This window comes from Streptomyces sp. NPDC020875 (assembly GCF_040641415.1).
Lineage (GTDB): Bacteria > Actinomycetota > Actinomycetes > Streptomycetales > Streptomycetaceae > Streptomyces.
In genome coordinates, this window is the sequence record NZ_JBFADP010000021.1 from 54,553 (window position 1) to 75,593 (window position 21,041).

General features: G+C 71.8%; 19 protein-coding genes. 13 read left to right on the top strand and 6 right to left on the bottom strand.

Translation table 11 applies throughout. From position 1 onward, the window contains the following. Nucleotides 1-580: 580 nt before the first annotated feature. Both AB0G74_RS14530 and AB0G74_RS14535 read right to left on the bottom strand, forming a co-directional pair. Entirely contained in the window at nt 581-835 is a 255-nt protein-coding gene (locus AB0G74_RS14530) for a MoaD/ThiS family protein (RefSeq protein WP_361145181.1), read from the bottom strand. 126 nt (nt 836-961) lie between these two features. Beyond that, nucleotides 962-1,819, bottom strand: a complete 858-nt coding sequence (locus AB0G74_RS14535) for an alpha/beta fold hydrolase (protein ID WP_361145183.1) — start codon at nt 1,817-1,819, stop codon at nt 962-964. A gap of 216 nt (nt 1,820-2,035) precedes the next feature. Between AB0G74_RS14535 and AB0G74_RS14540 the strand changes: the two genes are divergently transcribed. Both AB0G74_RS14540 and AB0G74_RS14545 read left to right on the top strand, forming a co-directional pair. Next, a complete protein-coding gene (locus AB0G74_RS14540; RefSeq protein ID WP_361145186.1) occupies nt 2,036-2,794 on the top strand; it encodes a response regulator transcription factor in 759 nt (252 codons plus the stop codon). 170 nt (nt 2,795-2,964) lie between these two features. Continuing rightward, on the top strand, nt 2,965-3,987 hold the full coding sequence (locus AB0G74_RS14545) for a LacI family DNA-binding transcriptional regulator (RefSeq protein WP_361145189.1): 1,023 nt from the start codon (nt 2,965-2,967) through the stop codon (nt 3,985-3,987). A gap of 492 nt (nt 3,988-4,479) precedes the next feature. Here the strand turns inward: AB0G74_RS14545 and AB0G74_RS14550 are convergent, their stop codons facing one another. Both AB0G74_RS14550 and AB0G74_RS14555 read right to left on the bottom strand, forming a co-directional pair. Then, nucleotides 4,480-5,400: an NAD(P)H-binding protein gene (locus tag AB0G74_RS14550; RefSeq protein ID WP_361145191.1), complete on the bottom strand. Its 921-nt coding sequence runs from the start codon at nt 5,398-5,400 to the stop codon at nt 4,480-4,482. Between the two features lie 145 nt (nt 5,401-5,545). Beyond that, nucleotides 5,546-5,863, bottom strand: coding sequence for a DUF1330 domain-containing protein (locus AB0G74_RS14555; protein ID WP_361145194.1), 318 nt, complete (start codon nt 5,861-5,863; stop codon nt 5,546-5,548). Between the two features lie 168 nt (nt 5,864-6,031). Between AB0G74_RS14555 and AB0G74_RS14560 the strand changes: the two genes are divergently transcribed. From AB0G74_RS14560 to AB0G74_RS14575, 4 genes are all read left to right on the top strand, one after another. Continuing rightward, on the top strand, nt 6,032-7,006 hold the full coding sequence (locus tag AB0G74_RS14560; RefSeq protein ID WP_361145196.1) for an AraC family transcriptional regulator: 975 nt from the start codon (nt 6,032-6,034) through the stop codon (nt 7,004-7,006). 164 nt (nt 7,007-7,170) lie between these two features. Next, nucleotides 7,171-8,169, top strand: coding sequence for a trypsin-like peptidase domain-containing protein (locus AB0G74_RS14565; protein WP_361145199.1), 999 nt, complete (start codon nt 7,171-7,173; stop codon nt 8,167-8,169). A 241-nt stretch (nt 8,170-8,410) separates the two neighbouring features. Next, nucleotides 8,411-9,181: a response regulator transcription factor gene (locus AB0G74_RS14570; protein WP_361145202.1), complete on the top strand. Its 771-nt coding sequence runs from the start codon at nt 8,411-8,413 to the stop codon at nt 9,179-9,181. 119 nt (nt 9,182-9,300) lie between these two features. Then, nucleotides 9,301-10,722 (top strand): HAMP domain-containing sensor histidine kinase, encoded by a 1,422-nt coding sequence (locus tag AB0G74_RS14575; protein WP_361145322.1) that lies wholly within the window; start codon nt 9,301-9,303, stop codon nt 10,720-10,722. Nucleotides 10,723-10,790: 68 nt separating this feature from the next. Here AB0G74_RS14575 and AB0G74_RS14580 read toward each other — a convergent pair whose 3' ends face one another. Next, nucleotides 10,791-11,231, bottom strand: coding sequence for a hypothetical protein (locus tag AB0G74_RS14580; protein ID WP_361145205.1), 441 nt, complete (start codon nt 11,229-11,231; stop codon nt 10,791-10,793). 356 nt (nt 11,232-11,587) lie between these two features. On the opposite strand from AB0G74_RS14580, the gene AB0G74_RS14585 reads away from it, so the two are divergent. After that, the gene (locus tag AB0G74_RS14585) at nt 11,588-12,172 is read left to right on the top strand and encodes a DUF2975 domain-containing protein (RefSeq protein ID WP_361145208.1); all 585 of its coding nucleotides are present in this window, start codon (nt 11,588-11,590) and stop codon (nt 12,170-12,172) included. After that, nucleotides 12,172-12,414, top strand: a complete 243-nt coding sequence (locus AB0G74_RS14590) for a helix-turn-helix transcriptional regulator (RefSeq protein WP_361145211.1) — start codon at nt 12,172-12,174, stop codon at nt 12,412-12,414. Before AB0G74_RS14585 ends, AB0G74_RS14590 begins: the two co-directional genes overlap by 1 nt. 138 nt (nt 12,415-12,552) lie before the next feature. On the opposite strand, the gene AB0G74_RS14595 is transcribed toward AB0G74_RS14590, so the two are convergent. Beyond that, complete coding sequence (locus AB0G74_RS14595; protein WP_361145213.1) at nt 12,553-14,421, bottom strand: bifunctional metallophosphatase/5'-nucleotidase; 1,869 nt, start codon at nt 14,419-14,421, stop codon at nt 12,553-12,555. Between the two features lie 198 nt (nt 14,422-14,619). Here AB0G74_RS14595 and AB0G74_RS14600 point away from each other — a divergent pair, with 198 nt between their 5' ends. The 5 genes from AB0G74_RS14600 to AB0G74_RS14620 all read left to right on the top strand — a co-directional run bounded on the left by AB0G74_RS14600 (nt 14,620) and on the right by AB0G74_RS14620 (nt 20,987). Beyond that, nucleotides 14,620-15,882, top strand: coding sequence for a serine hydrolase domain-containing protein (locus AB0G74_RS14600; protein ID WP_361145216.1), 1,263 nt, complete (start codon nt 14,620-14,622; stop codon nt 15,880-15,882). After that, nucleotides 15,879-17,057 (top strand): serine hydrolase domain-containing protein, encoded by a 1,179-nt coding sequence (locus tag AB0G74_RS14605; protein WP_361145218.1) that lies wholly within the window; start codon nt 15,879-15,881, stop codon nt 17,055-17,057. Before AB0G74_RS14600 ends, AB0G74_RS14605 begins: the two co-directional genes overlap by 4 nt. A gap of 113 nt (nt 17,058-17,170) precedes the next feature. After that, nucleotides 17,171-18,433 (top strand): serine hydrolase domain-containing protein, encoded by a 1,263-nt coding sequence (locus AB0G74_RS14610; protein ID WP_361145221.1) that lies wholly within the window; start codon nt 17,171-17,173, stop codon nt 18,431-18,433. Next, nucleotides 18,430-19,767: a serine hydrolase domain-containing protein gene (locus tag AB0G74_RS14615; RefSeq protein ID WP_361145224.1), complete on the top strand. Its 1,338-nt coding sequence runs from the start codon at nt 18,430-18,432 to the stop codon at nt 19,765-19,767. Before AB0G74_RS14610 ends, AB0G74_RS14615 begins: the two co-directional genes overlap by 4 nt. After that, nucleotides 19,764-20,987 (top strand): serine hydrolase domain-containing protein, encoded by a 1,224-nt coding sequence (locus AB0G74_RS14620; protein ID WP_361145226.1) that lies wholly within the window; start codon nt 19,764-19,766, stop codon nt 20,985-20,987. Before AB0G74_RS14615 ends, AB0G74_RS14620 begins: the two co-directional genes overlap by 4 nt. The last annotated feature ends 54 nt before the right edge of the window (nt 20,988-21,041 follow it).

Consider the following 21,041-nt stretch of genomic DNA (forward strand, 5'->3'; position numbering starts at 1 on the left):
GGCCTGTCCGGTGGACGGACCGGGCGCACCCGGTCCGCCGGGGCCACCGGGCACGGGCGGCAGATAGGCCGTCTGCTCGGCGGCCGACCCGGGACCACCGGGACCACCGAAACCAGGGCCGGGGTCGGCGGGGACGGGCGGCAGATACGCGGTCTCCGCCGCGGCCGACGACGGCGGCTGCGGATAGCCGTAGGAGGGTGCCGGGCCCGCGGGCGGTACGGGGGGCAGGTAGGCCGTCTCCTCGGCGGGGCCCGTACCGAAACCGGGCACACCGTCTCCGGGGCCGTACCCCTGCATCGGACCCGGACCCGGACCCGGACCATTCGGACCGGCACCCGGAACCGGCGGCAGATACGCCGTCTGCTCCGCCGGGCCCGCCCCGGCCGGTCCGCCCGGTCCGGCCGGGGGCAGACCCGGCTGGTACTGGGTGTCCCAGGTGTCGCCCTGCCAGGTCTGCGCGGGCTGCTGCGGCTGCGCGGGCTGCGGATATCCGTAGGAGGGCGCCTCCTCCGGCTCAGGCCGCCGGTGCGGATCGTACGGATCGTACGGGTAGTGCTGATCGCTGCTCATACTCTCCGGATCACCCTCCTGCGAACGGCGGCAGCACCTCGACCGTGCCGCCTTCCGCAAGCCGTACGGTCTCATGGTCACGTGTGCCGACGGGGTCGCCGTCGACGAGGAACGAGCAGCGCTTCAGGACCCGCGACAGCTCGCCCGGGTGGCGCTCGCGGACCGCGTCCAGCGCCTCGGCCAGCGTCCCGGCCGCGTACGGCTCCTCCGCCACCCCGGCGGCGGCCCTCGCCGCCGCCCAGTAGCGGATGGTTCCGGCGGGCATGCGCCGCTCCCCTCGTCCCTCGGTCGTCTCTGCCATCTCAGCCAACCCGGCCAACCCGGCCAACTCTGTGTATCCCTCGTCCGCGCCGCGCGCCCGCCCGGGGCGCGCGCGTCGCACGGTTCTCCATCATGAGCCATCCGAGGGGGCCGCACGGTCCGCCAGCCAGCCCGCGAGGCGCTCCAGCAGCGGGCCGGGGGCGGCGTTCTCGGCGTGGCCCATGCCCGGTTCCAGCCACAGCTCGGCCGGTCCGGCGGCGGCGAGCGACCTGGGGTGGTCGAGCGGGAAGTACGGATCGCGGTCGCCGTGCACGATCAGCAGCGGGGTGGGGGCGATCAGCGGGACCGCCTCGACCGGGGAGAGGGGGACGGGATCCCAGTCCCGGCGCTCGATCCGGGTCCGCAGTCCGTAGCGGCCGACGGCCCGGCCGAGGGGGCGCGAGATCACCCAGTGCACCCGGCGCATCTGCGGCGTACCCCGGTAGTACCAGCGCGCGGGGGCGCTTACGGACGCGACGGCATCAGTGCGTGCTTCCGTACGCCCCCCGCGTGCGGCGGAGTAGAGGGCCGCGTGCCGGAGCGCGACGGAGCCCCCCATGGAGAAGCCGACGGTGGCGACCCGGTCATGGCCCAGGGCGCGGGCCCATTCGACGGCCGCCGCGAGGTCCAGCACCTCCCGGTCGCCGACCGTGGACCGGCCGCCGGACCGGCCGTGACCTCGAAAGGAGAAGGTCACGACGGCCGCGTGGGCGGCGAACGCGGCGGCGGCCCGGCGGACGGCGGGCCGGTCGGCCGAACCGGTGAATCCATGGGCGACGACGATCGCGGGCGTACGGCTCCGCTCCGGGCCGCCCCTCAGCCCGCGACCCGGTTGATAAATAGCCTCAATACGGACATCATCGGAGGTTCGGAGCAGGGTGCGCCGGACTCCGGACGTGATCGGGTCGACATCCACTGGGTGAGATCGGCCCTCCGGCTCGGAACGCATGTGGGCTATTCTGCTGGGAATGAGGATCCGGGCGACGCAGCCCCCGGGTCCTTTTGCGTTTTCGGCCTGTTGTTACAGGCAGGTGAACCGGCGGGGCCGCCGGAGCCGCGCGAAACCACGTCCTCGCAGGGACCGAGGAGGAACCGACGACATGGGCGAGCCAACCGTGCACGACAGCTGTACGAACGGGACGGACCGGGGAGCGGGTGAGCGGCGATGAGTTCCTTGCTGCTGCTGACCAACGCCCTCCAGCCGTCCACCGAGGTCCTGCCCGCCCTCGGGCTGCTGCTGCACAACGTGCGGGTGGCCCCGGCCGAGGGACCGGCCCTGGTCGACACCCCGGGCGCGGACGTGATCCTGGTCGACGGCCGGCGCGATCTGCCGCAGGTGCGGTCGCTCTGCCAGCTGCTGCGGTCCACGGGACTCGGCTCCCCGCTGATCCTGGTGGTCACCGAGGGCGGCCTCGCGGCCGTCACGGCGGACTGGGGCGTGGACGACGTCCTGCTCGACACGGCGGGCCCGGCGGAGGTCGAGGCCCGGCTGCGGCTGGCGACCGGCCGCCGCCAGATCGGGCTCGACGACTCCCCCATGGAGATCCGCAACGGCGATCTGTCCGTGGACGAGGCGACGTACAGCGCCAAACTGAAGGGCCGGGTCCTCGATCTGACCTTCAAGGAGTTCGAGCTGCTGAAGTATCTGGCCCAGCACCCGGGCCGGGTCTTCACCCGGGCCCAGCTCCTCCAGGAGGTCTGGGGCTACGACTACTTCGGCGGTACGCGGACGGTGGACGTCCATGTACGACGGCTGCGGGCGAAGCTGGGCCCGGAGCACGAGTCGCTGATCGGAACCGTACGGAACGTGGGATACCGGTTCGTCACACCGGAGAAGTCGCCCGACAAGGCGGCGGAGAAGCCGGCGGTGGAGAAGCCGGAGCGCGTGACGGCGCGCGCGGGGTCGCGTACGGGCGCGGAGTAGGCGGCGGGGCCGGGACGGAGCGCCTACGGGCTCTCCGCACGGGTGCCGTTCCGGTACCGGAGAGTAACCGGGAGGCTCCCCCGAGCGCTCGCCGCAACCCTCCCCTCCACGTTGTGAGATAACGCGAACGACCTGCCCGGAAGCGGGTCACCCCGCGTAGACTGCGGCGCGTGGCCAAGGTGACGCGGGACGACGTTGCGCGACTGGCGGGGACATCGACCGCCGTCGTCAGCTACGTCATCAACAACGGACCCCGGCCGGTCGCCCCGGCCACCCGCGAGCGGGTTCTCGCCGCGATCAAGGAACTGGGTTACCGGCCCGACCGGGTCGCCCAGGCCATGGCCTCCCGCCGGACCGACCTCATAGGAATGGTCGTCCCCGACGCCCGGCAGCCGTTCTTCGCCGAAATGGCGCACGCCGTCGAACAGGCCGCGGCGGAACGCGGGAAAATGGTCCTCGTCGGCAACTCCGACTACCGCCGCGAACGCGAGGTCCACTACCTGCGGGCCTTCCTCGGCATGCGGGTCTCCGGACTCATCCTGGTCAGCCAGGGCCTGACGGAAAGCGCGGCGGCCGAGATCGAGGCGTGGGAGGCGCGGGTCGTACTGCTCCACGAACGCCCCGAGGCGATCGACGACGTCGCGGTCGTCACCGACGACATCGGCGGCGCGCAACTCGCCACCCGGCACCTGCTGGAACACGGCCACCCCTACGTCGCCTGCCTCGGCGGCCCCGACACCACACCGCCCGTCGGGGACCCCGTCACCGACCACGTCGAAGGCTGGCGCCGGGCCATGCTGGAATCCGGCCGGGACGTGGAGGGCCGCCTCTTCCAGGCCCCCTTCAACCGGTACGACGCCTACCAGATCGCCCTCAAACTACTCTCCGGCCCCGACCGGCCCCCCGCGATCTTCTGCTCCACCGACGACCAGGCGTTCGGGGTGTTGCGGGCCGCCCGCGAACTCCGGATCGACGTCCCCGGGGAGCTGGCCGTCGCGGGCTTCGACGACGTCAAAGAGGCACATCTGACGGATCCGCCGCTGACGACGGTCTCGTCGGACCGGCCCGCGATGGCCCGCGCGGCGGTGGACCTGGTCCTGGACGACAGCCTCCGGGTCCCCGGCTCACGCCGCGACCGGGTCAGACAGTTCCCCTCGGGCCTGGTCATCCGCCGCTCCTGCGGCTGCGCCTGAGCTTCTGGGGGGTCCGCGCGCCCAAGCCCTCCGGGGCGCTGCGCCGAATACCCGGGTCGCGCCCGGGGGCCTGGTGTTGTCGGCGGTCTGCACCACCGTCGTGGCCGTTCGCGCAGTTCCGCCCCCTATGCCTCCGGCAATGGGGGGACCCCCAGCGCCTTGGCTCTCCGGGGCACCGCCCACAACCCGGCTCTCGCCCGGGGGCCTGATGTTGTCGGCGGTCTGCGGACCGCCTGTGGCTGGTCGCGCAGTTCCCCGCGCCCCTAAATGCTCTCCCCCGCAATGGCCCTGCAAGGGGCAGCCTCTGATAGGAGGGCCCGTCTCTTTCCGAAGGCCGTCAGGAGGAGCAACCAGGGGCGCGGGGAACTGCGCGACCAGCCAGCCACGGTCCGCAGGCCGGGGAAGACCTGAGGGCGCCGGGCGCGCGGCCCCCCGGGAAGCTCAGGCGCAGCCGGGCGGGTGGCGCGGCCGGGTTCGGAGAAGGCGGCAGCTTCAAACGTGGGCGTCGTGGGCGCCGCGCGCCGCCGGGTGCGCGGGGGCGACCGTCGCGACGTAGTCGGAGAAGTCCCGCGGCTCCCGGCCCAGCGCCTCGCGGACCCCGTCCGCCGGTGCCGCGCCCCGCTCCTCGCGGATGTGCCGGAAGAGGGTGACGTAGATGTCCGCCCCCTCCGGCGGAGCCTCCGCGTCGCCCGCCGCCAGTTCGGCCCGGAACTCGTCCTCCGTGACGGGCACGAACCGCATCCGGCGCCCGGTCGCGGCGGCGAGTTCCGCGACGGCTTCCCCGAAGCTGAGGGCCTTGGGCCCGGACAGGGTGTACGTACGGCCCGCGTGTCCGTCCTCGGTGAGCGCGACGGCCGCCACTTCCGCGAGGTCGTCGAGGTCGACGAAGGATTCCCGGCCGTCGCCGGTGGGGAGCCGCAGTTCGCCGTCCCGTAGCGGGGTGACGAAGAACTCCAGCTCGGTGAAGTTCTGCGAGAACCAGGTGGGGCGCAGGATCGTCCAGCCGAGCCCGGTGCCTTCCGCGGCCTCGCGGACCGCGTTCTCGGTGTCCAGGGCGCCGGGTACGTCCAGTTCGCCCCAGACCCGGGCGGACAGCAGGACGAGCCGCCGTACGCCGGACCGCCCGGCCAGTTCCACGAACGCGCGGACTTCGGCGGGGGCGTCCGGGCCCTGGGAGTCCACGACGTAGACGGCGTCGACGCCGTCGAGGGCGGGTTCCCAGGTCGAGGGGTCGGCCCAGTCGAAGCGGACGGTGCCGGGGCGGTCCTCACCGCCGGACCGGGACGCGACGACGGCGGTACGGCCCCGCCGCCGGAGTTCGTCGGCGACCCGGCGGCCGGTCTTCCCGGTGCCGCCGAGTACGAGTACGGAGGCGGGGCGAACAGCGGATGCGGATGTCGAGGATGTCGTCATGTCCGCCAGTACACCGGCCCGGAAGGGGACGGTCGATGGTTGATCCTCTCGGTTCGATGTCCGATCGTCTCGCGTCGGGTCGTCGTGTCGTCGGGTCGTCGGGTCGTGTCGCGTCGGGCGGTCGCCCCGAGAGGATCTCGCCGGACTACTCGGCCGGTGGCTGGAATCCCTCCGGCGGGGAGCCCTCCACGAACAGCAGCCCCAGCCGGACCCCGCCTTCCCGGATCTCCCGGGCCCGCCGGTACTCGGGCGAGTCGTACCAGGTGTGGATCCGTTCCAGGTCGGGGAACTCGATCACCACCAGCCGTCCGGAGTCCCAGCTCCCCTCGACCGGCTTCGGTACGGGTGTCGCGACGAGATAGCGTCCGCCGTGGCGGATGACGGCCTCCGCGGCCAACGGCGCGTACGCCATGGCCGCCGCTTCGTCGTCCACATCGATGGTGGCGATGACATATGCGGGCATGGATTCCCCCTGTCCTCTGCGTGCGTACGGAACGACGCGCGGACGGTCCATCCGCCGTCCCGGCCGAGGCTAGTCAGAAGCCGGCGGCCCGGGGAAGGCCCGGAACGGCCACCGCGAGCCCCTAAAACGGCCATCCCGGCGACCGCGGCGGTCATACGATCTGATGCCATGGATGACGCCTTGTCGAGCCTGCTGCACGGAGTCCGGCCCCGGGGCGCGATCTTCAACCAGTCCGTACTCGATCCGCCGTGGGGGCTGAGGTTCCTCGACCGCGCCCCGGTCTCGGTCCTCAGCGCCCTCGTCGGCGACGCGTGGATCGTGCCGGACGGCGGCGAACCCGTACCGCTGCGGCGCGGCGACATCGCGATCGTGACCGGCCCGGAGCCGTACACCGTCGCCGACTCCCCCGGCACCCCGCCGCAGGCGCTGGTCCACGGGGACGACCGGTGTACGACACCGGAGGGCGCGCTGGTCCTCGGCGATCTGCCCTGGTGCGGCTCGGACCCGCTCGGGGGCGGACCGGGCGGCTCCGGACGGTCCCTCGACGACCCGGGCGCGATCCTGCTGAAGGGCTCCTACCAGGCCGGTGGCAGCGTCTCCCAGCGGGTGCTCGGCGCGCTGCCCCGGATAGCGCTGGTTCCGGCCGGGCCCGACAACTGCCCGACCCTGTTGATGATCGAGAAGGAGATCGCCCGGGACGTTCCGGGGCAGCAGGCGGTCCTGGACCGGCTGCTGGATCTCCTGCTGGTGTCGTCGCTGCGGGAGTGGTTCGAACTCCCCGGCGCGCATGCTCCGGCCTGGTACAGCGCGCATGCCGACCCCGTGGTGGGCCGGGCCCTGAAGCTGATCCACGGCGATCCGGCCCGGCCGTGGACGGTCGCGTCGCTGGCGGCGGAGGCGGGGGCGTCGCGGGCCAGGTTCGCCCGGCGGTTCACGGATCTCGTGGGGCAGTCGCCGATGGCCTATCTGACCGAGTGGCGGATCTGCTGGGCGGCGGATCTGCTGGCCACGACGGACGCGACGGTCGACGCGGTCTCGCACCGGGTCGGCTACGCCAACGCGTACGCGCTCAGTGTCGCCTTCAAGCGGACCATGGGGCTCCGGCCGACGGAGCACCGCGCGCTGGCCCGCGTCCCGGCCTGACGGCGGGGGCCGGGAGCCCGAAGCCGTACGGACCCGAAGCCGTACGGGAGCGAGCCCGCACACCCCCGTACCGCCGCCGCCCTTATAGGGGGCATACGGAACTCTGCCCCCGTTCTCACCGCGCCCTCAGATCCTTCTCAGACTCGGCGGCGAGAGTCGATGACATGACCGACGACTACCGCCACCGCACCGACGCTCCCCCGTCCGCCTGGCCCGCGCCGCCCGCCGCGCCGCCTCAGTGGCAGCAGGAGTCCCAGTCCCAGTCCCATCCGCAGTCCCAGCCGCAGCCGCATGCGCGGCCCAGGGCGCGGCGGCCGGTCGCGCTGATGGTCGCCGTGGCGATCGCGGCGGCGGCCGTCGGCGGCGGGGTGTCGGCACTGGTGGACCGGGCGACCGAGGACCGGGCCGCCCCCGGGCGGTCCGGCGGGGTCGCCGGGACCGGGATCTCCTCGGTCTCCACCGGGACGGTCGCCGGGGTCGCGGAGGCCGTGTCGCCGAGCATCGTGGAGATCACCGCGACCGGCGGAGGCGGGAACTCCACCGGCTCCGGTGTGATTGTCACGGCGGACGGGGAGATCGTCACCAATAGCCACGTACTCGGCGGCGCCGACACCGTCCGGGTCCGGCTCGACGGCGGCAAGACCTATCTCGCCGATGTCGTCGGCACCGCCCCCGAGAAGGACCTCGCCCTGATCAAGGCGCGGGGCGCGAGCGGTCTCAAGGCGGCTCAGCTGGGCGATTCCGACGCGGTACGGGTCGGGGACGAGGTCGTCGCCATCGGCTCCCCCGAGGGCCTGACCGGCACGGTGACCAGCGGTATCGTCTCGGCGCTCGACCGGGACGTGACCGTCGCCAAGGACCAGGAGCGGCCCCGGCAGCAGGAACGCGGCTGGCCCTTCGAGTTCGGCGGGCAGCAGTTCAACGGGGAGACCGGCGGCGCGACGACCACGTACAAGGCGATCCAGACGGACGCGTCCCTGAACCCCGGCAACTCCGGCGGCGCGCTGATCGACATGAACGGGCGGATCATCGGCATCAACTCGGCGATGTACGCGCCGAGCGCCGCGAGCGGGTCGGCCGCGGCCGGCAGTGTCGGGCTCGGCTTCGCGATCCCCGTCGACACGGTGAAGAGCACCCTCGCCGAGCTGCGCGCCGGTGCCTGACGGGACCCACGGACCGGCCGGGTCCGGACTCAGATCGGGGTCATGGTCCGGGTCCAGGTCCGAGTCCGGGTCCAGGTCCAGGTCCGCGTCATGGTCCAGGTCCAGGTCCGGGTCATGGCCCGGGTCCGAGGAGGCGGGCGCGGGGGCCGCCCGAGCGGTGGCCGCGCCCGGTCCCGGTGCCCTTCGGGGCGCCCGCGCGCCCGGTCCCGGGGAGTTCGCGAGGCCGTGCGAGGCTGACGGTATGACCGAGAGCCGCGACCGCGACCGCGACACCGACCACGCCCCCGACCGCGTACTGATCGTGGACGACGAGCCCGCCGTCCGCGAGGCCCTTCAGCGGAGCCTCGCCTTCGAGGGGTACGGCACCGAGGTCGCCGTGGACGGCCTCGACGCGCTCGCGAGGACGGCGGAGTACGGGCCGGATCTGATCGTGCTCGATATCCAGATGCCCCGGATGGACGGGCTGACGGCCGCCCGCCGGATCCGCGCGGGCGGCTCCACCGTGCCCATTCTGATGCTGACCGCCCGGGACACCGTGGGCGACCGGGTCACCGGGCTCGACGCGGGCGCCGACGACTATCTGGTGAAGCCGTTCGAGCTGGACGAGCTGTTCGCCCGGATCAGGGCCCTGCTGCGGCGCAGCTCGTACGCCTCCCCCGCGCCCGCGCCCGGCGACGCCACCGGGTCCGGGGAGCCGGGGGACGTCCTGCGGTTCGGCGATCTGACCATGAACCCGGCCACCCGCGAGGTGTACCGCGCGGACCGGCCGGTCGAGCTGACCAGGACCGAGTTCACCCTGCTCGAACTGTTGCTGACGCATCCCCGGCAAGTACTGACCCGGGAGCAGATCCTCAAATCGGTCTGGGGCTTCGACTTCGAGCCCAGCTCCAATTCCCTGGATGTTTATGTGATGTATCTGCGGCGGAAGACGGAGGCGGGCGGGGAGCCCCGGATCGTGCACACCGTACGGGGTGTGGGGTACGTACTGCGGGCGCCCGGAGGCGAGGAGTGACCTACTCGGGGCCGCCGCCGTCGCCGCCCGTACCGCCCACGCCGCCCTCCACGCCACCGCCCACCGGTCCGACCGGCCCCACTGGCCCCGTCGGCCCCGCCCGTCGGAGTCGCCCCGGCCTGGTCCACCGGTTCCGCCGCCTCCCGCTGCGCTCCCGGCTGGCCCTGCTCGTGGCGGTCGCCGTGGCGCTCGCCGTCGCGGCCGTCGCCGTCGTCTCCTGGGTCCTGACCCGGGCCCAGCTCAACGCCGAACTGGACCGGTCCCTGGAGAACACCAGGGCGCCGCAGAAGCTGGTGGTCGAGGCCCTGAAGAAGTGCGCGGTCACCGCCGAGCCGGTCCCCGTCGACGAGGACCAGGAGTCGTTCGCGTACACCCAGATCGTCGCCCCCGACGGCTCCCGGTGCGTCACCGACTACAGCCAGCCGGTGAAGGTCACCAAGCTCGACATCGGGGTGGCCGACGGGCGGCTGGACAGCGCGCTGCACAGCGGAACCACGGACTCCGGCCGCAAGGTCCGGACGCACACCACGGCGATGGAGCTGGCCACGGGCGATATCGCGGTCTCCGTCTCCCGCCCCCTGGACGAGATCGACGCGTCGCTGAACCGGCTGGCGCTGCTGCTCACCGGGCTCGCCGGGCTCGGTGTGCTGGGCGCGGGCGCGGCCGGGTTGTGGGTGGCGCGGGCCGGGCTCCAGCCCGTGGACCGGCTGACGGACGCGGTCGAGCACGTGGCCCGTACCGAGGATCTGACGGTACGGATCCCCGCCGACGGCGACGACGAGATCGCCCGGCTCTCCCGCTCCTTCAACGCGATGACCGAGGCCCTGGCGTCGTCCCGGGACCGGCAGGCGCGGCTGATCGCCGACGCGGGCCATGAGCTGCGTACCCCGTTGACGTCGCTGCGGACCAATATCGATCTGCTGGCCAGAAGCGAGCGGACCGGGCGGGCGATCCCGCCGGAGGACCGCCGGGCGCTGCTCGCCAGTGTGCAGGCGCAGATGAAGGAGCTGGCGGCGCTGATCGGGGACCTCCAGGAGCTGTCCCGGCCGGACGTGCCGAACGGCGACGGCGGCCCGGCGCGGGTCGTCGCCCTGCACGAGATCGCCGCCACCGCCCTCGACCGGGCCCGGCTGCGCGGCCCCGAACTCACCTTCACCGCCGATCTCGCGCCCTGGTACGTCCGGGCGGACCCGGCGGCGCTGGAGCGGGCGCTGGTCAACATCATGGACAACGCGGTGAAGTTCTCGCCGCCGGGCGCGGAGGTCTCGGTCGTCCTGCGGGACGGCCGGCTGACGGTCCGCGACCACGGCCCCGGGATCCCGGCGGACGAACTCCCCTACGTCTTCGAACGCTTCTGGCGCTCCCCGTCGGCACGGGCGCTGCCGGGCTCGGGTCTGGGCCTGTCGATCGTGGCCCGTACGGTCGCGGCGGCGGGCGGCGACATCCGCCTGGACCCGGCCCCGGACGGCGGCACACTGGCGGTGGTCCGCCTCCCGGGCGCGGTGTCGCCGCCCCCGTCGGAGACACCGGGCGTCGCATAGGACCGACCAGGTGTGCCGGAACCCCCGCCGCCGACCCGGTGAAGGGCCCGGGCGGTCTCGGCGCGCGGCTACCCGGCCGGGGGCCGCTCGTACTGGTACCGGTTCGGTTTGCCGCTGAGGAGCGGAGTGGCACCGTCGGTGCAGCCGGTGGTGAAGGCTTCCTCGTGCTCCGGGATGTCGGTGGTCACGGCGTCGGTGTCCGTGTAGTCATCGGCCGCCCGCTCGCAGAGGATGTCGGCGACGGCACCGTCCGCCGCGAACGCGCTGCCCCGGGAACCGTCGTACCGGGGCAGCCGGTCGCGTTGGGCGGGTGAGAGCGTGACCTCCGCTTTCTCGGTGAGTGCCTTCTCGCCGACCGCGTAACCGGCCTCGTAGGACTCGCACAGCGAGTTCGTACACGGCTCTTCCGGCCGCTCTCCCGCTGCGGACTTCCCGTCGCCCGAAGCGCATCCCGTACCCGCGAGGCCCAGAACGACCATGCCGAGCAAGAGGTTTGCGGCCTTCCGCATACGCGACGCTCCTGTCTCCCGACGGCGATTCGCCATGCTAGTCAGTGCCCGGGCATCCGGGGTGCCGGATGCCCGGAACGGGCCCATCGGCGGCCCATCGGCGGCCCGTCGGCGGCCCGTTGGCCCGGCCCGGACGGCGGCACTCTGGCCGGTGGTCCGCCTCCCGGGCGCGGTCTGGCCGCCCCGTCGGAGACACCGGGCGCCGGATGCCGAGGGCCCGCGATTCGTCACCCCACGCGCCCACCACATCACTCACAGTCGAGGACTTGTCGATTATCGATATGCCGGGCTAGAGTCGGCATATCGAAAATCGATAGGCGCCCAGCGATGGGCGTGACGGCCGTGGAGGCGATGCCATGAACAACCGACTCACCAGGAATCTGGCTTCGGCCTCCCTCGGACTGTCCGCGCTCTGCGGGCTCGTCTTCAGTGGTAAGGCGTTCTCGCGGCTCATCGACACGGGGGACATCTGCGTCGAGACCGACTTCTGGCGCAACCCGGCACTCGTCGGCGAACTGCCGGTCAACCCGGGGGTGGAGGGGTCGGGCAGTGCCGTCCGGCTCTGCCAGGAGGCGCCCGCCGTGGCCCAGCGGGTCGCCGATCTCGGCAGTACGCTGCCCTGGCTGCTGTTCGGCGCGATCGCCCTGCTGTTCTTCTCCCGGCTGCTCAAGGTCGTGGTGACGGAGGGGCCGTTCACCACCAAGGCGGCGGGCGGGCTCACCGCACTCGGCTGGTTGGTTACCGTGGGGACGCCGCTGACGGGTCTCGTCGCCGGCTGGTCGCACTCCTGGCTGGTCCACAGCATGGCGCCGATCGTGGACTCCGGGCCCGAATTCTCCGGACCGCTGGTGCTGACGCTCGCCGGGCTGGCCGGGGTGGTCATGGGCAAGGTCACCCAGGAGGGCGTCCGGATGCGAGAGGACCTCGAAGGGACCATCTGATGGCCGAGGACGAGCCCCATGGGATCCGGATCCATCTCGACCGGGTCCTCACCGAACGCGGTATGACCCTCACCGAACTCTCCGAGCGGGTCGGGATCACCGTCGTCAATCTCTCGGTACTGAAGAACGGCCGGGCCAAGGCCGTCCGGTTCTCCACCCTGTCGAGGATCTGCGATGTGCTCGGCTGCCAGCCGGGGGATCTCATCACCCACGACCCGCACGGCGCCGACGGCCCGGCCTGACGACCCACCGGGCCCCGCCCCGCACAAGTACTTGTCACGCGCCACCCCGTGCCCGGCCCGACCCGGCCGGACCCGGCACACGTACGGCCCCGGGCGAGCGCCCGGGGCCGTACCGCGTCGATCGTCAGGGACCGGGAATCACCGGACTATGGTGATCCGGCCCGTCGCCGGGGGTGCCAGCGGGGCCGACGGGGTGCCGTTGGCCGTCAGATAACCGATGAAGACATCCAGGTCGGACGCGCCGACCAGCTTGTTCTTGTGCTCCTTGAAGACCGCGAAGCCGTCGCCGCCACCGCTCAGGAACTCGTTCATCGCGACCCGGTAGGTCTTCGCCGGATCGATCGGCTCACCGTTCAGCCGGACCGAGTCGGCCACGATCCGGTCCGCGCCCGCCTTCGTCAGATCCAGGGTGTAGGTGAAGCCCTTGGAGACCTGGAGGATCTTGGGGGCCGCCTGGTTGGAGCCGCTGACCTGCTGGCGCAGTGCGGTAATCAGCTGGGCGCCGGTCAGATCGACCACATTCATCATATTGGTGAAGGGCTGGACGGTGAACGCCTCGCCGTAGGTCACCACCCCGTCGCCCTCGGCGCCGGACGCCTTGTGGACCAGGGGCGCCCGGATGCCGCCGGGGTTCATCAGGGCGAGCTGGGCGCCGCCCTTGTCGGCCGGGGAGAGGGCCGCGAGCTGGGCGTCCGCGATCAGATTGCCGAGGGGGCGCTCCTCCGCGTTCAGCGGATTGTCGATATCCGACCCGATGTGCGCGACCGGCCGGTTGGCGATCGGCGCGGCCAGCGCGTTCCAGCGGTCGATCAGCCGGGTCATGTCCGGGGCCTTGGGCACGTCGCGGGTGACGACGTGGTTGGTGGCGTCGACCGCGGTCCGGACGATGTCCTTGGTCCGCCGGTCGTAGGTGAGGGTCGTCTCGGTGTAGAGCCGTCCCGCCGACGCCGCCGACGTCACCGTGCGCGGCTTGCCCGCCGGGTCCGGGATGGTGCAGGCGTACGCCTGGTGGGTGTGCCCGGTGACCAGCGCGTCGACCTGCGGGCTGACCTTCTTCGCGATGTCCACGATCGGGCCGGAGATGCCGTCGCCGGGGCCGGGGCTGTCGCAGTTGTAGTTGTACGAGTTGGAGGCCGGGAAGCCGCCCTCGTGCAGCAGGGCGACGATGGACTTGACGCCCTTGCGCTCCAGCACCTTGGCGTACTTGTTGATGGCCTCGATCTCGTCGCCGAACTTCAGGCCCTTGATGCCCTCGGCGTTGACGATGTCGGGGGTGCCTTCGAGGGTGACGCCGATGAAGCCGATCTTCACACCCTTGTGCTCCCAGATGTAGTACGGGTCCAGCAGCGGCCGGCCCGACTTCTCATGGGTGACATTGGCGGTCAGATAGGGGAACTCCGCGCCCTCGAACTCCCGGCCGGGCTGGAAGCAGCCCGCGGTGGGGTGGCAGCCGCCGTTCTGGATCCGGGCCAGCTCCTTGGCGCCCTCGTCGAACTCGTGGTTGCCGACCGAGGAGACGTCGAGGTCGAGCCCGTTGAGCGCCTCGATGGTGGGCTCGTCGTGGAAGAGCCCGGAGAGCATCGGGGTGGCGCCGATCAGATCACCGGCGGCGGCGGTGACGGTGTACTTCTCGCCCTTGCGGGCCTCCCGCAGATGGGTGGCCAGATATTCGACACCGCCCGCGTCGATGGTGCGGGTGGTGCCGTCGGGGTTGGTGTGGGTGACCCGGCCACCGGAGCCCGAGGGGGGCTGGAGATGGCCGTGGATGTCGTTGAAGGAGAGCAACTGGACGTCGACCGTACGGCCGTGGCCGTGGCCCTTGCCGCCCTTGTCGTCGCGGTCGCGCTCATGGGCGCCCGCGGTGCCCGCGGGCAGCGCCGCGAGCAGGGCGCCGACGGTGGCGAGTCCGGCGACGGCACCGAGCGCCCGGCGCGTACGGCGGCTCCGGCGGGCCCGGTCCGGTCTGCCGGGGACGCGGATTCCCGGCTCCTGTGGAGTGGCTGACATCTTTCCCTCGGATTCCCCTCGATCGGCACGGCTCAACGGCTTGGCCGCCCCGGCAGCCTAGGGTCAACGCGCGTAGCTGGACAGAGGTCTATGGGTCACAACTCGGCCATCTCGTCCCGTCTATCAACCATCGACGCCCCTTGTGTGGTCATTTCCCCCGATGGCCAGTCGGCAGCAAGACCAGCGGGGAGTGCGCGGATGACGGTGACGAGGACCGGGGCGGCCGGGACGACGGCGGTACGGCGACGGCGGGCGGCCCGCACGGGGGCGGCGGCGCTCATCGCGGGCGCGGTGGCGATGGGCACGCTGGCCGCCGCCCCGGCCCGGGCCGGTGAGCGCGACGACCGCGAGGGTGGACATTCGGCCACTCAGCGGGCGATCGAGGCGATGGTGGCGGGGGGCGTGCCCGGGGTCACCGTCACGGCAACGGACGCGAACGGGGTGTGGAAGAGCGCGGCGGGCGTCGGGGATCTGCGGACCGGCAAGAAGCGCGGCGAGAACGACCGGTTCCGGGTCGCGTCCATCACCAAGACCTTCGTGGCGACCGTCCTGCTCCAGTTGGAGGACGAGGGCAGGCTCGACCTGGACGACACGGTCGAGAAGTGGCTGCCCGGCCTGGTCCGGGGCAATGGACACGACGGCCGGAAGATCACCGTCCGCCAGCTCCTCAACCACACCAGTGGGGTCTACGACTACACCGAAGACCCGGACTTCCAGCAGAAGTACTTCTTCGAGGGCTTTCTGAAGCACCGGTACGACACCGTGCCCCCGGAGTACCACATCGCGGTCGCCATGGCGCATCCGCCGAACTTCAAGCCGGGCGCCGAGCACCGCTACTCCAATACCGGCTATGTCCTGGCCGGTCTGATCATCGAGAAGGTCACCGGTACTACTTATGAACACCAGGTCCGGAAGCGGATCATCAACCCGCTGAAGCTCCGGGCCACCACCAATCCCGGCAATACGTTCCATCTGCCTCAGCCGAGCAGCCGGATGTACTCCAAGCTCTCCCCCGACCCCAACGCCACCACGATCCACGACACCACCGTGATGAACGGCTCCCAGGGCTGGGCGGACGGCGACATCATCTCCAGCGCCGCCGATCTGAACCGCTTCTACCGGGCGCTGATGCGGGGCGAGCTGCTGTCGCCGAAGCAGCTCGCGGCGATGAAGACGACCACGGCCGAGGGGTACGGGCTCGGCCTCTACAAGACGTCCACGAGCTGCGGTAAGACACTCTGGGGCCATGGCGGCGGGGCGATGGGCAGTCTCTCCGACGCGGTGACCACCGAGGACGGCCGCCATCAGCTGGCGTTCAACGCCAACGGCGACTACGACGTCACACCGGCGGCCTTCACCCGGGTGGTGAACGCCGAGTTCTGCGGTGACACCTCCGGCACACCCGCGAAGTCGGCGGGCGAAACCGGTGCCGACGCGCCGTACGGCAGCCGGAACCGGTGACGGTCCGTACGGCCCGGCGGCGGGCGGCCGTCGTCTTGGTCGCCGGGGCGGTGGCGGCGGGCACACTGGCCGCCGCCCCGGCCCGGGCCGAGGAACCCGGCGACCGCCGGGGCACGCACACCGCCACCCAGCGGGCGATCGAACTGCTGGTGGCGGAGGGCGTGCCGGGGGTCACCGTCACAGCGACGGACCCCAGCGGCGTGTGGAAGAGCGCGGCCGGTGTCGGAGACCTCCGTACCGGCGAGAAGCGCGGCCGGAACGACCACTTCCGGATCGCCTCCGTCACCAAGACCTTCACCGCCACGGTCCTGCTCCAACTGGAAGCGGATGGCAGGCTCGACCTCGACGACACCGTCGAGAAATGGCTGCCGGGCGTGGTCCGGGGCAACGGACACGACGGCCGCGACATCACCGTCCGCCAGCTGCTCAACCACACCGCCGGGATCTACGACTACATGCTGGACCCGGACTTCCAGCGGGCCTATGTCCACGAGGGCTTCCTGGAGACCCGCTACGACTCCGTCCGCCCCGCCGAACTCGTCCGGATCGCCATGACGCATCCGCCGTACTTCGAGCCGGGCGCCGGATACCACTACTCCAACACCGGTTACGTCCTCGCCGGTCTGATCATCGAGAAGGTCACCGGTACTCCTTATGAACACCAGGTCCGGAAGCGGATCATCAACCCGCTGAAGCTCCGGCACACCGACAACCCGGGGCGGACCGTACGGCTGCCGGAGCCGAGCGGCCGGGCGTACTCCAAGCTCTCGCCCGACCCGAACGCCACGACCGTCCACGACGTCACCGAGCTGAACGCGTCACCGGGCTGGGCCACCGGCGACATGGTCTCCACCGCGGCCGATCTCAACCGGTTCACGGGCGCGCTGCTGGGCGGCGAACTGCTCCCGCCCCGACAGCTCGCGGCGATGCGGACCACCACACCCGGCGGCTACGGACTCGGCCTCCAGAAGGTCCCGACGAGCTGCGGGGCCGCCGTCTGGGGCCACGGCGGTATCGGTCCGGGCTCCCTCTCCTACGCGATGACCACCGAGGACGGCCGCCACCGGGTGGCGCTCAACGCCAACGGCGACTGGTCCCTGACCCGGCAGAGCTTCCGCCGGGTGGCCGACGCCGAGTTCTGCGGGATCGACCCGGGGCCGCCACCGGCCCCGTAGACCCGGGAGACCCGGGAAACCGGCGACACCGGCAGTACCTACAGACCTACAACAGCGGGCAGGGCCGGTACGGGGGACCGGCCCTGCCCTCGTACGGGAAGGAACGACCGACCATGAGCACGACCACCGCCAGAAGACGCCGTACGGCCACGATCGCCCTGATCACCGGAGCGCTCGCGGCCACCGCCCTGGCCGCCGCCCCCGCCCAGGCCGGACCCGCCACCGCCGATATCACCGCCGCCGGTACGACAAGCGGCACCGACAGGACCGCCACCCGGACCGCCCTGGCGACCATCGTCGCGAACGGCCACCCGGGGGTCACCGCCACCGTCACCGACGCGAACGGAGTGTGGAAGCACGCCACGGGCGCCGGGAATCTGCGTACCGGCAAGAAGCGGGGCGAGAACGACCGGTACCGGATCGCCTCCATCACCAAGACCTTCGTCGCCACCGTCCTGCTCCAACTGGAGGCGGAGGGCAAGCTCGACCTCGACGACACGGTCGACAAGTGGCTGCCGGGCGCCGTACAGGGCCATGGCCACGACGGGCGGAAGATTACCGTCCGCCAGCTCCTCAACCACACCAGCGGCGTCTACGACTACCTGGCCGACGCCGACTACCGGACCAAGTACCTCTCCGTACCCGGCTTCGCCAAGCACCGGTATGACTATCGGAGTCCCTGGGCGGCCGTACGGTACGCGATGAAGAACCCGCCCACCCATCAGCCGGGCGCGGGCCACACGTACTCCAACACCAACTACGTGCTGGCGGGCCTGATCATCGAGAAGGCGGGCGGCCGGACGTACGAGAAGGAGCTGCGGGACCGGATCTTCAAACCGCTGAAGCTCCGGGCCACCAGCAGCCCCGGTGACAGCAGTCTGATGCCGCGACCCAGCAGTCGGGCGTACACCTATCTCGCCGAGGAGCCGACGGGCGCTCTCATCGACGCCACCGTGCAGAACGCCTCCCAGTCCTGGGGCGACGGCGAGATGATCTCCGACGGTGCCGATCTCAACCGCTTCCTCGGCGCCCTGATGCAGGGCAAGCTGCTGCCGCCGGAGCAGCTCAAGGCGATGAAGACCATCATCCCGGACCCGGAGTGGCCGGGCTCGGGCTACGGACTCGGCCTGACGGCCTTCCCCACGAGCTGCGGCAAGACCGTCTGGGGGCACAGCGGCGGCTGGATCGGGTCCCTCTCGTTCGCGGTCACCACCGAGGACGGCCGCCATTCGCTGTCGTACAACACCAACGGCGACTGGCGGAACCCGGCGCTCTTCGCCCCGGTCGAAGCCGAGTTCTGCGGTACGACCCCGAAGCCCGCCGCCGCCGGCGCCCTCGACAAGAGCGCCTCCCTACGGATCGGAGACCGTTCATGACCACCGCCCCCACGCCTCGGCCCCGGCCCCGGCGCCGTACGGCATCCATAGCCCTGATCACCGGGGCACTCGCGGCCACCGCCCTGGCCGCCGCCCCCGCCCAGGCAACCACCGGCAGCACCGGTACGACAAGCGGGACCAGCACCGCCACCGGTACGACAAACGGCACCGACAGGACCGTCACCCGGGCCGCCCTGACGAAGATCGTCACGGATGGACTGCCGGGGGTCACCGCCACCGCGCAGGACGCGAACGGCGTCTGGCGGGCCGGAATCGGCGTCGGCGATCTGAAGACCGGCAAGAAACGGGGCGAGACGGACCGCTTCCGGATCGCCTCCATCACCAAGACCTTCGTCGCCACCGTCCTGCTCCAACTGGAGGCGGAGGGCAGGCTCGACCTCGACGACACCGTCGAGAAATGGCTGCCCGGCCTGGTCCACGGCCAGGGACACGACGGCCGGAAGATCACCGTCCGCCAGCTGCTCAACCACACCAGCGGCGTCTTCGACTACCTCGGCGACCCGGAGTTCAACTCCGTATACGCCGCCGGTCCGGGATATCTGAAGAACCGCCACGCCTCGCACGAACCGGAGGAGCTGGTCGGGTACGCGATGCGCAATCCGCCCACCCAGCAGCCGGGCGGTGTCCATCAGTACTCCAACACCAACTACGTCCTCGCGGCGCTGATCATCGAGGCGGTGACCAGTGACGCGTACGAGGACGAGATCCGGGAGCGGATCATCGACCCGCTGGGGCTGCGCGCCACCCTCAACCCCGGTGACCGCACCACCCGGCCGAAGCCCGGCAGCCGGGCCTACAGCACCCTGACACATCTGCCAGGACCCGAGATCTGGGACATCACCAGCTCCAACGCCAGTTCCGTGTGGGGCGCCGGGGACATGATCTCCGACGCCGCCGATCTCAACCGGTTCTTCCGGGCCCTGCTCCAGGGCAAGCTGCTGCCCCCGGAGCAGCTGGCGGCGATGAAGACCCCCGCCCCGAACCCCATGGAGATCGGTTACGGCTACGGCCTCGGCCTGGAGCAGTACACGACGAGCTGCGGCACGGTCGTCTGGGGCCACACCGGTGGCTGGAAGGGGTCGCTGACGATGTCCATGAGCAGTGAGGACGGCCGCCGCTCCCTCACGTTCAACACCAACGGCGACTGGCGGTTCGACGGTCTGATGCGGCCGGTCGACGCGGAGTTCTGCGGTACGGCGCCGAAGGCGGGAGCCGGTGCCGGAGCCCGTGCCGGAGCCGATACGGGAGTCGCGGAGACTCCCCCGTCCCTCAGGGCACTCGCCGACCGGGCCCGAACGGCGGCCGGTTCATGAGCGGGGCTCGGCGCCCCTGGCGTACGGCCGTGGCCGCCGTGATCACCGGCGCGACGGCCGCCACCGCCCTGGCGGCGACCCCAGTGGGCGCCGAGCCCCGCCCGGCGGGCGACCGCGACCGCCACACCGCGACCCGGGTCGCGATGGAACAGGCGGTGGTCGCGGGCGGCCCGCCCGGCATCACGGCGGCGGCCGTCGACGGGCACGGCCTGTGGCGGCACGCGGAGGGCACCGGCGATCTGAGGACCGGACGGGAACGCGGCGCGGACGACCGGTTCCGGACAGCCTCCCTCACCAAGACCTTCACCGCCACCGTGCTCCTCCAGATGGAGGCCGAAGGCGAACTCGACCTGGACGACACCGTCGAGAAGTGGCTGCCGGGCGTGGTGCGCGGCAACGGGCACGACGGGCGCCGGGTCACCGTACGGCAGCTCCTCAACCACACCAGCCGGATCTTCAACCACCTGGAGGACCCGGAGTTCCACGCCCGGTACGGCGGCGGCGAGGGGTTTCTGAAGAACCGGCACCAGTACTTGTCGCCGAAAACCCTGATCGGCTACGCGCTGCGCAACGCGCCGTACGACATTCCGGCCGGGACGCACCGGTACTCCAACACCAACTACGTCCTCGCGGCGCTGATCATCGAGAAGGTGGCCGGGACGTCGTACGAGCGGCAGATCCGGGAGCGGATCATCGAGCCGCTGGAGCTGGACGCCACCTCCAACCCGGGGGCTAGCACACGGATTCCGAAGCCGAGCGCCAGGAACTACTCCACCCTCGACGACGGGCCGCCGGGACCGGTCCACGACGTCACCGCGATGAACGGCTCCCAGGCGTGGGGCGGCGGGGACGTCATCTCCGACACGGCCGACCTCAATCGCTTCCTGCGGGCCCTGCTCCGGGGCGAGTTGCTGCCGCCGGAGCAGCTGAAGGCGATGAAGACGCTGGTTCCGCAGCCCGGCAGCACGGGACCCGGTTACGGGCTCGGACTGGAGACCTTCACCACGAGCTGCGGCAAGCAGCTCTGGGGGCACGGCGGCCGGCTGCGCGGCAATGTGGCGCGGATGGTCGCCACCGAGGACGGGCGGCACTCACTCGCGTACCACGTCAACAGCGACTGGGGGCGGGACAAGCCGCGTCGGCTGCTGGACGCCGAGTTCTGCGGTACGACCCCGGAGGCGGCTCCGGCCGCCGCGCGGGCGGACGCGCTCGGAAAATAACACCGGGCCCGGATGCGGCCGGGCCCGGTGTCGGCCCGGCCGCCCGGCCGCCCG

Excerpts from the sequence above, each read along its gene's own strand:
- AB0G74_RS14590 (WP_361145211.1), top strand. The coding sequence starts at position 12,172 with ATGGCCGAGGACGAGCCCCATGGGATCCGGATCCATCTCGACCGGGTC.
- AB0G74_RS14585 (WP_361145208.1), top strand. The coding sequence starts at position 11,588 with ATGAACAACCGACTCACCAGGAATCTGGCTTCGGCCTCCCTCGGACTG.
- AB0G74_RS14535 (WP_361145183.1), bottom strand. The coding sequence starts at position 1,819 with ATGCGTTCCGAGCCGGAGGGCCGATCTCACCCAGTGGATGTCGACCCG.
- AB0G74_RS14600 (WP_361145216.1), top strand. The coding sequence starts at position 14,620 with ATGACGGTGACGAGGACCGGGGCGGCCGGGACGACGGCGGTACGGCGA.
- AB0G74_RS14620 (WP_361145226.1), top strand. The coding sequence starts at position 19,764 with ATGAGCGGGGCTCGGCGCCCCTGGCGTACGGCCGTGGCCGCCGTGATC.
- AB0G74_RS14540 (WP_361145186.1), top strand. The coding sequence starts at position 2,036 with ATGAGTTCCTTGCTGCTGCTGACCAACGCCCTCCAGCCGTCCACCGAG.
- AB0G74_RS14565 (WP_361145199.1), top strand. The coding sequence starts at position 7,171 with ATGACCGACGACTACCGCCACCGCACCGACGCTCCCCCGTCCGCCTGG.
- AB0G74_RS14615 (WP_361145224.1), top strand. The coding sequence starts at position 18,430 with ATGACCACCGCCCCCACGCCTCGGCCCCGGCCCCGGCGCCGTACGGCA.
- AB0G74_RS14580 (WP_361145205.1), bottom strand. The coding sequence starts at position 11,231 with ATGCGGAAGGCCGCAAACCTCTTGCTCGGCATGGTCGTTCTGGGCCTC.
- AB0G74_RS14595 (WP_361145213.1), bottom strand. The coding sequence starts at position 14,421 with ATGTCAGCCACTCCACAGGAGCCGGGAATCCGCGTCCCCGGCAGACCG.
- AB0G74_RS14555 (WP_361145194.1), bottom strand. The coding sequence starts at position 5,863 with ATGCCCGCATATGTCATCGCCACCATCGATGTGGACGACGAAGCGGCG.
- AB0G74_RS14610 (WP_361145221.1), top strand. The coding sequence starts at position 17,171 with ATGAGCACGACCACCGCCAGAAGACGCCGTACGGCCACGATCGCCCTG.
- AB0G74_RS14550 (WP_361145191.1), bottom strand. The coding sequence starts at position 5,400 with ATGACGACATCCTCGACATCCGCATCCGCTGTTCGCCCCGCCTCCGTA.
- AB0G74_RS14570 (WP_361145202.1), top strand. The coding sequence starts at position 8,411 with ATGACCGAGAGCCGCGACCGCGACCGCGACACCGACCACGCCCCCGAC.
- AB0G74_RS14530 (WP_361145181.1), bottom strand. The coding sequence starts at position 835 with ATGCCCGCCGGAACCATCCGCTACTGGGCGGCGGCGAGGGCCGCCGCC.
- AB0G74_RS14560 (WP_361145196.1), top strand. The coding sequence starts at position 6,032 with ATGGATGACGCCTTGTCGAGCCTGCTGCACGGAGTCCGGCCCCGGGGC.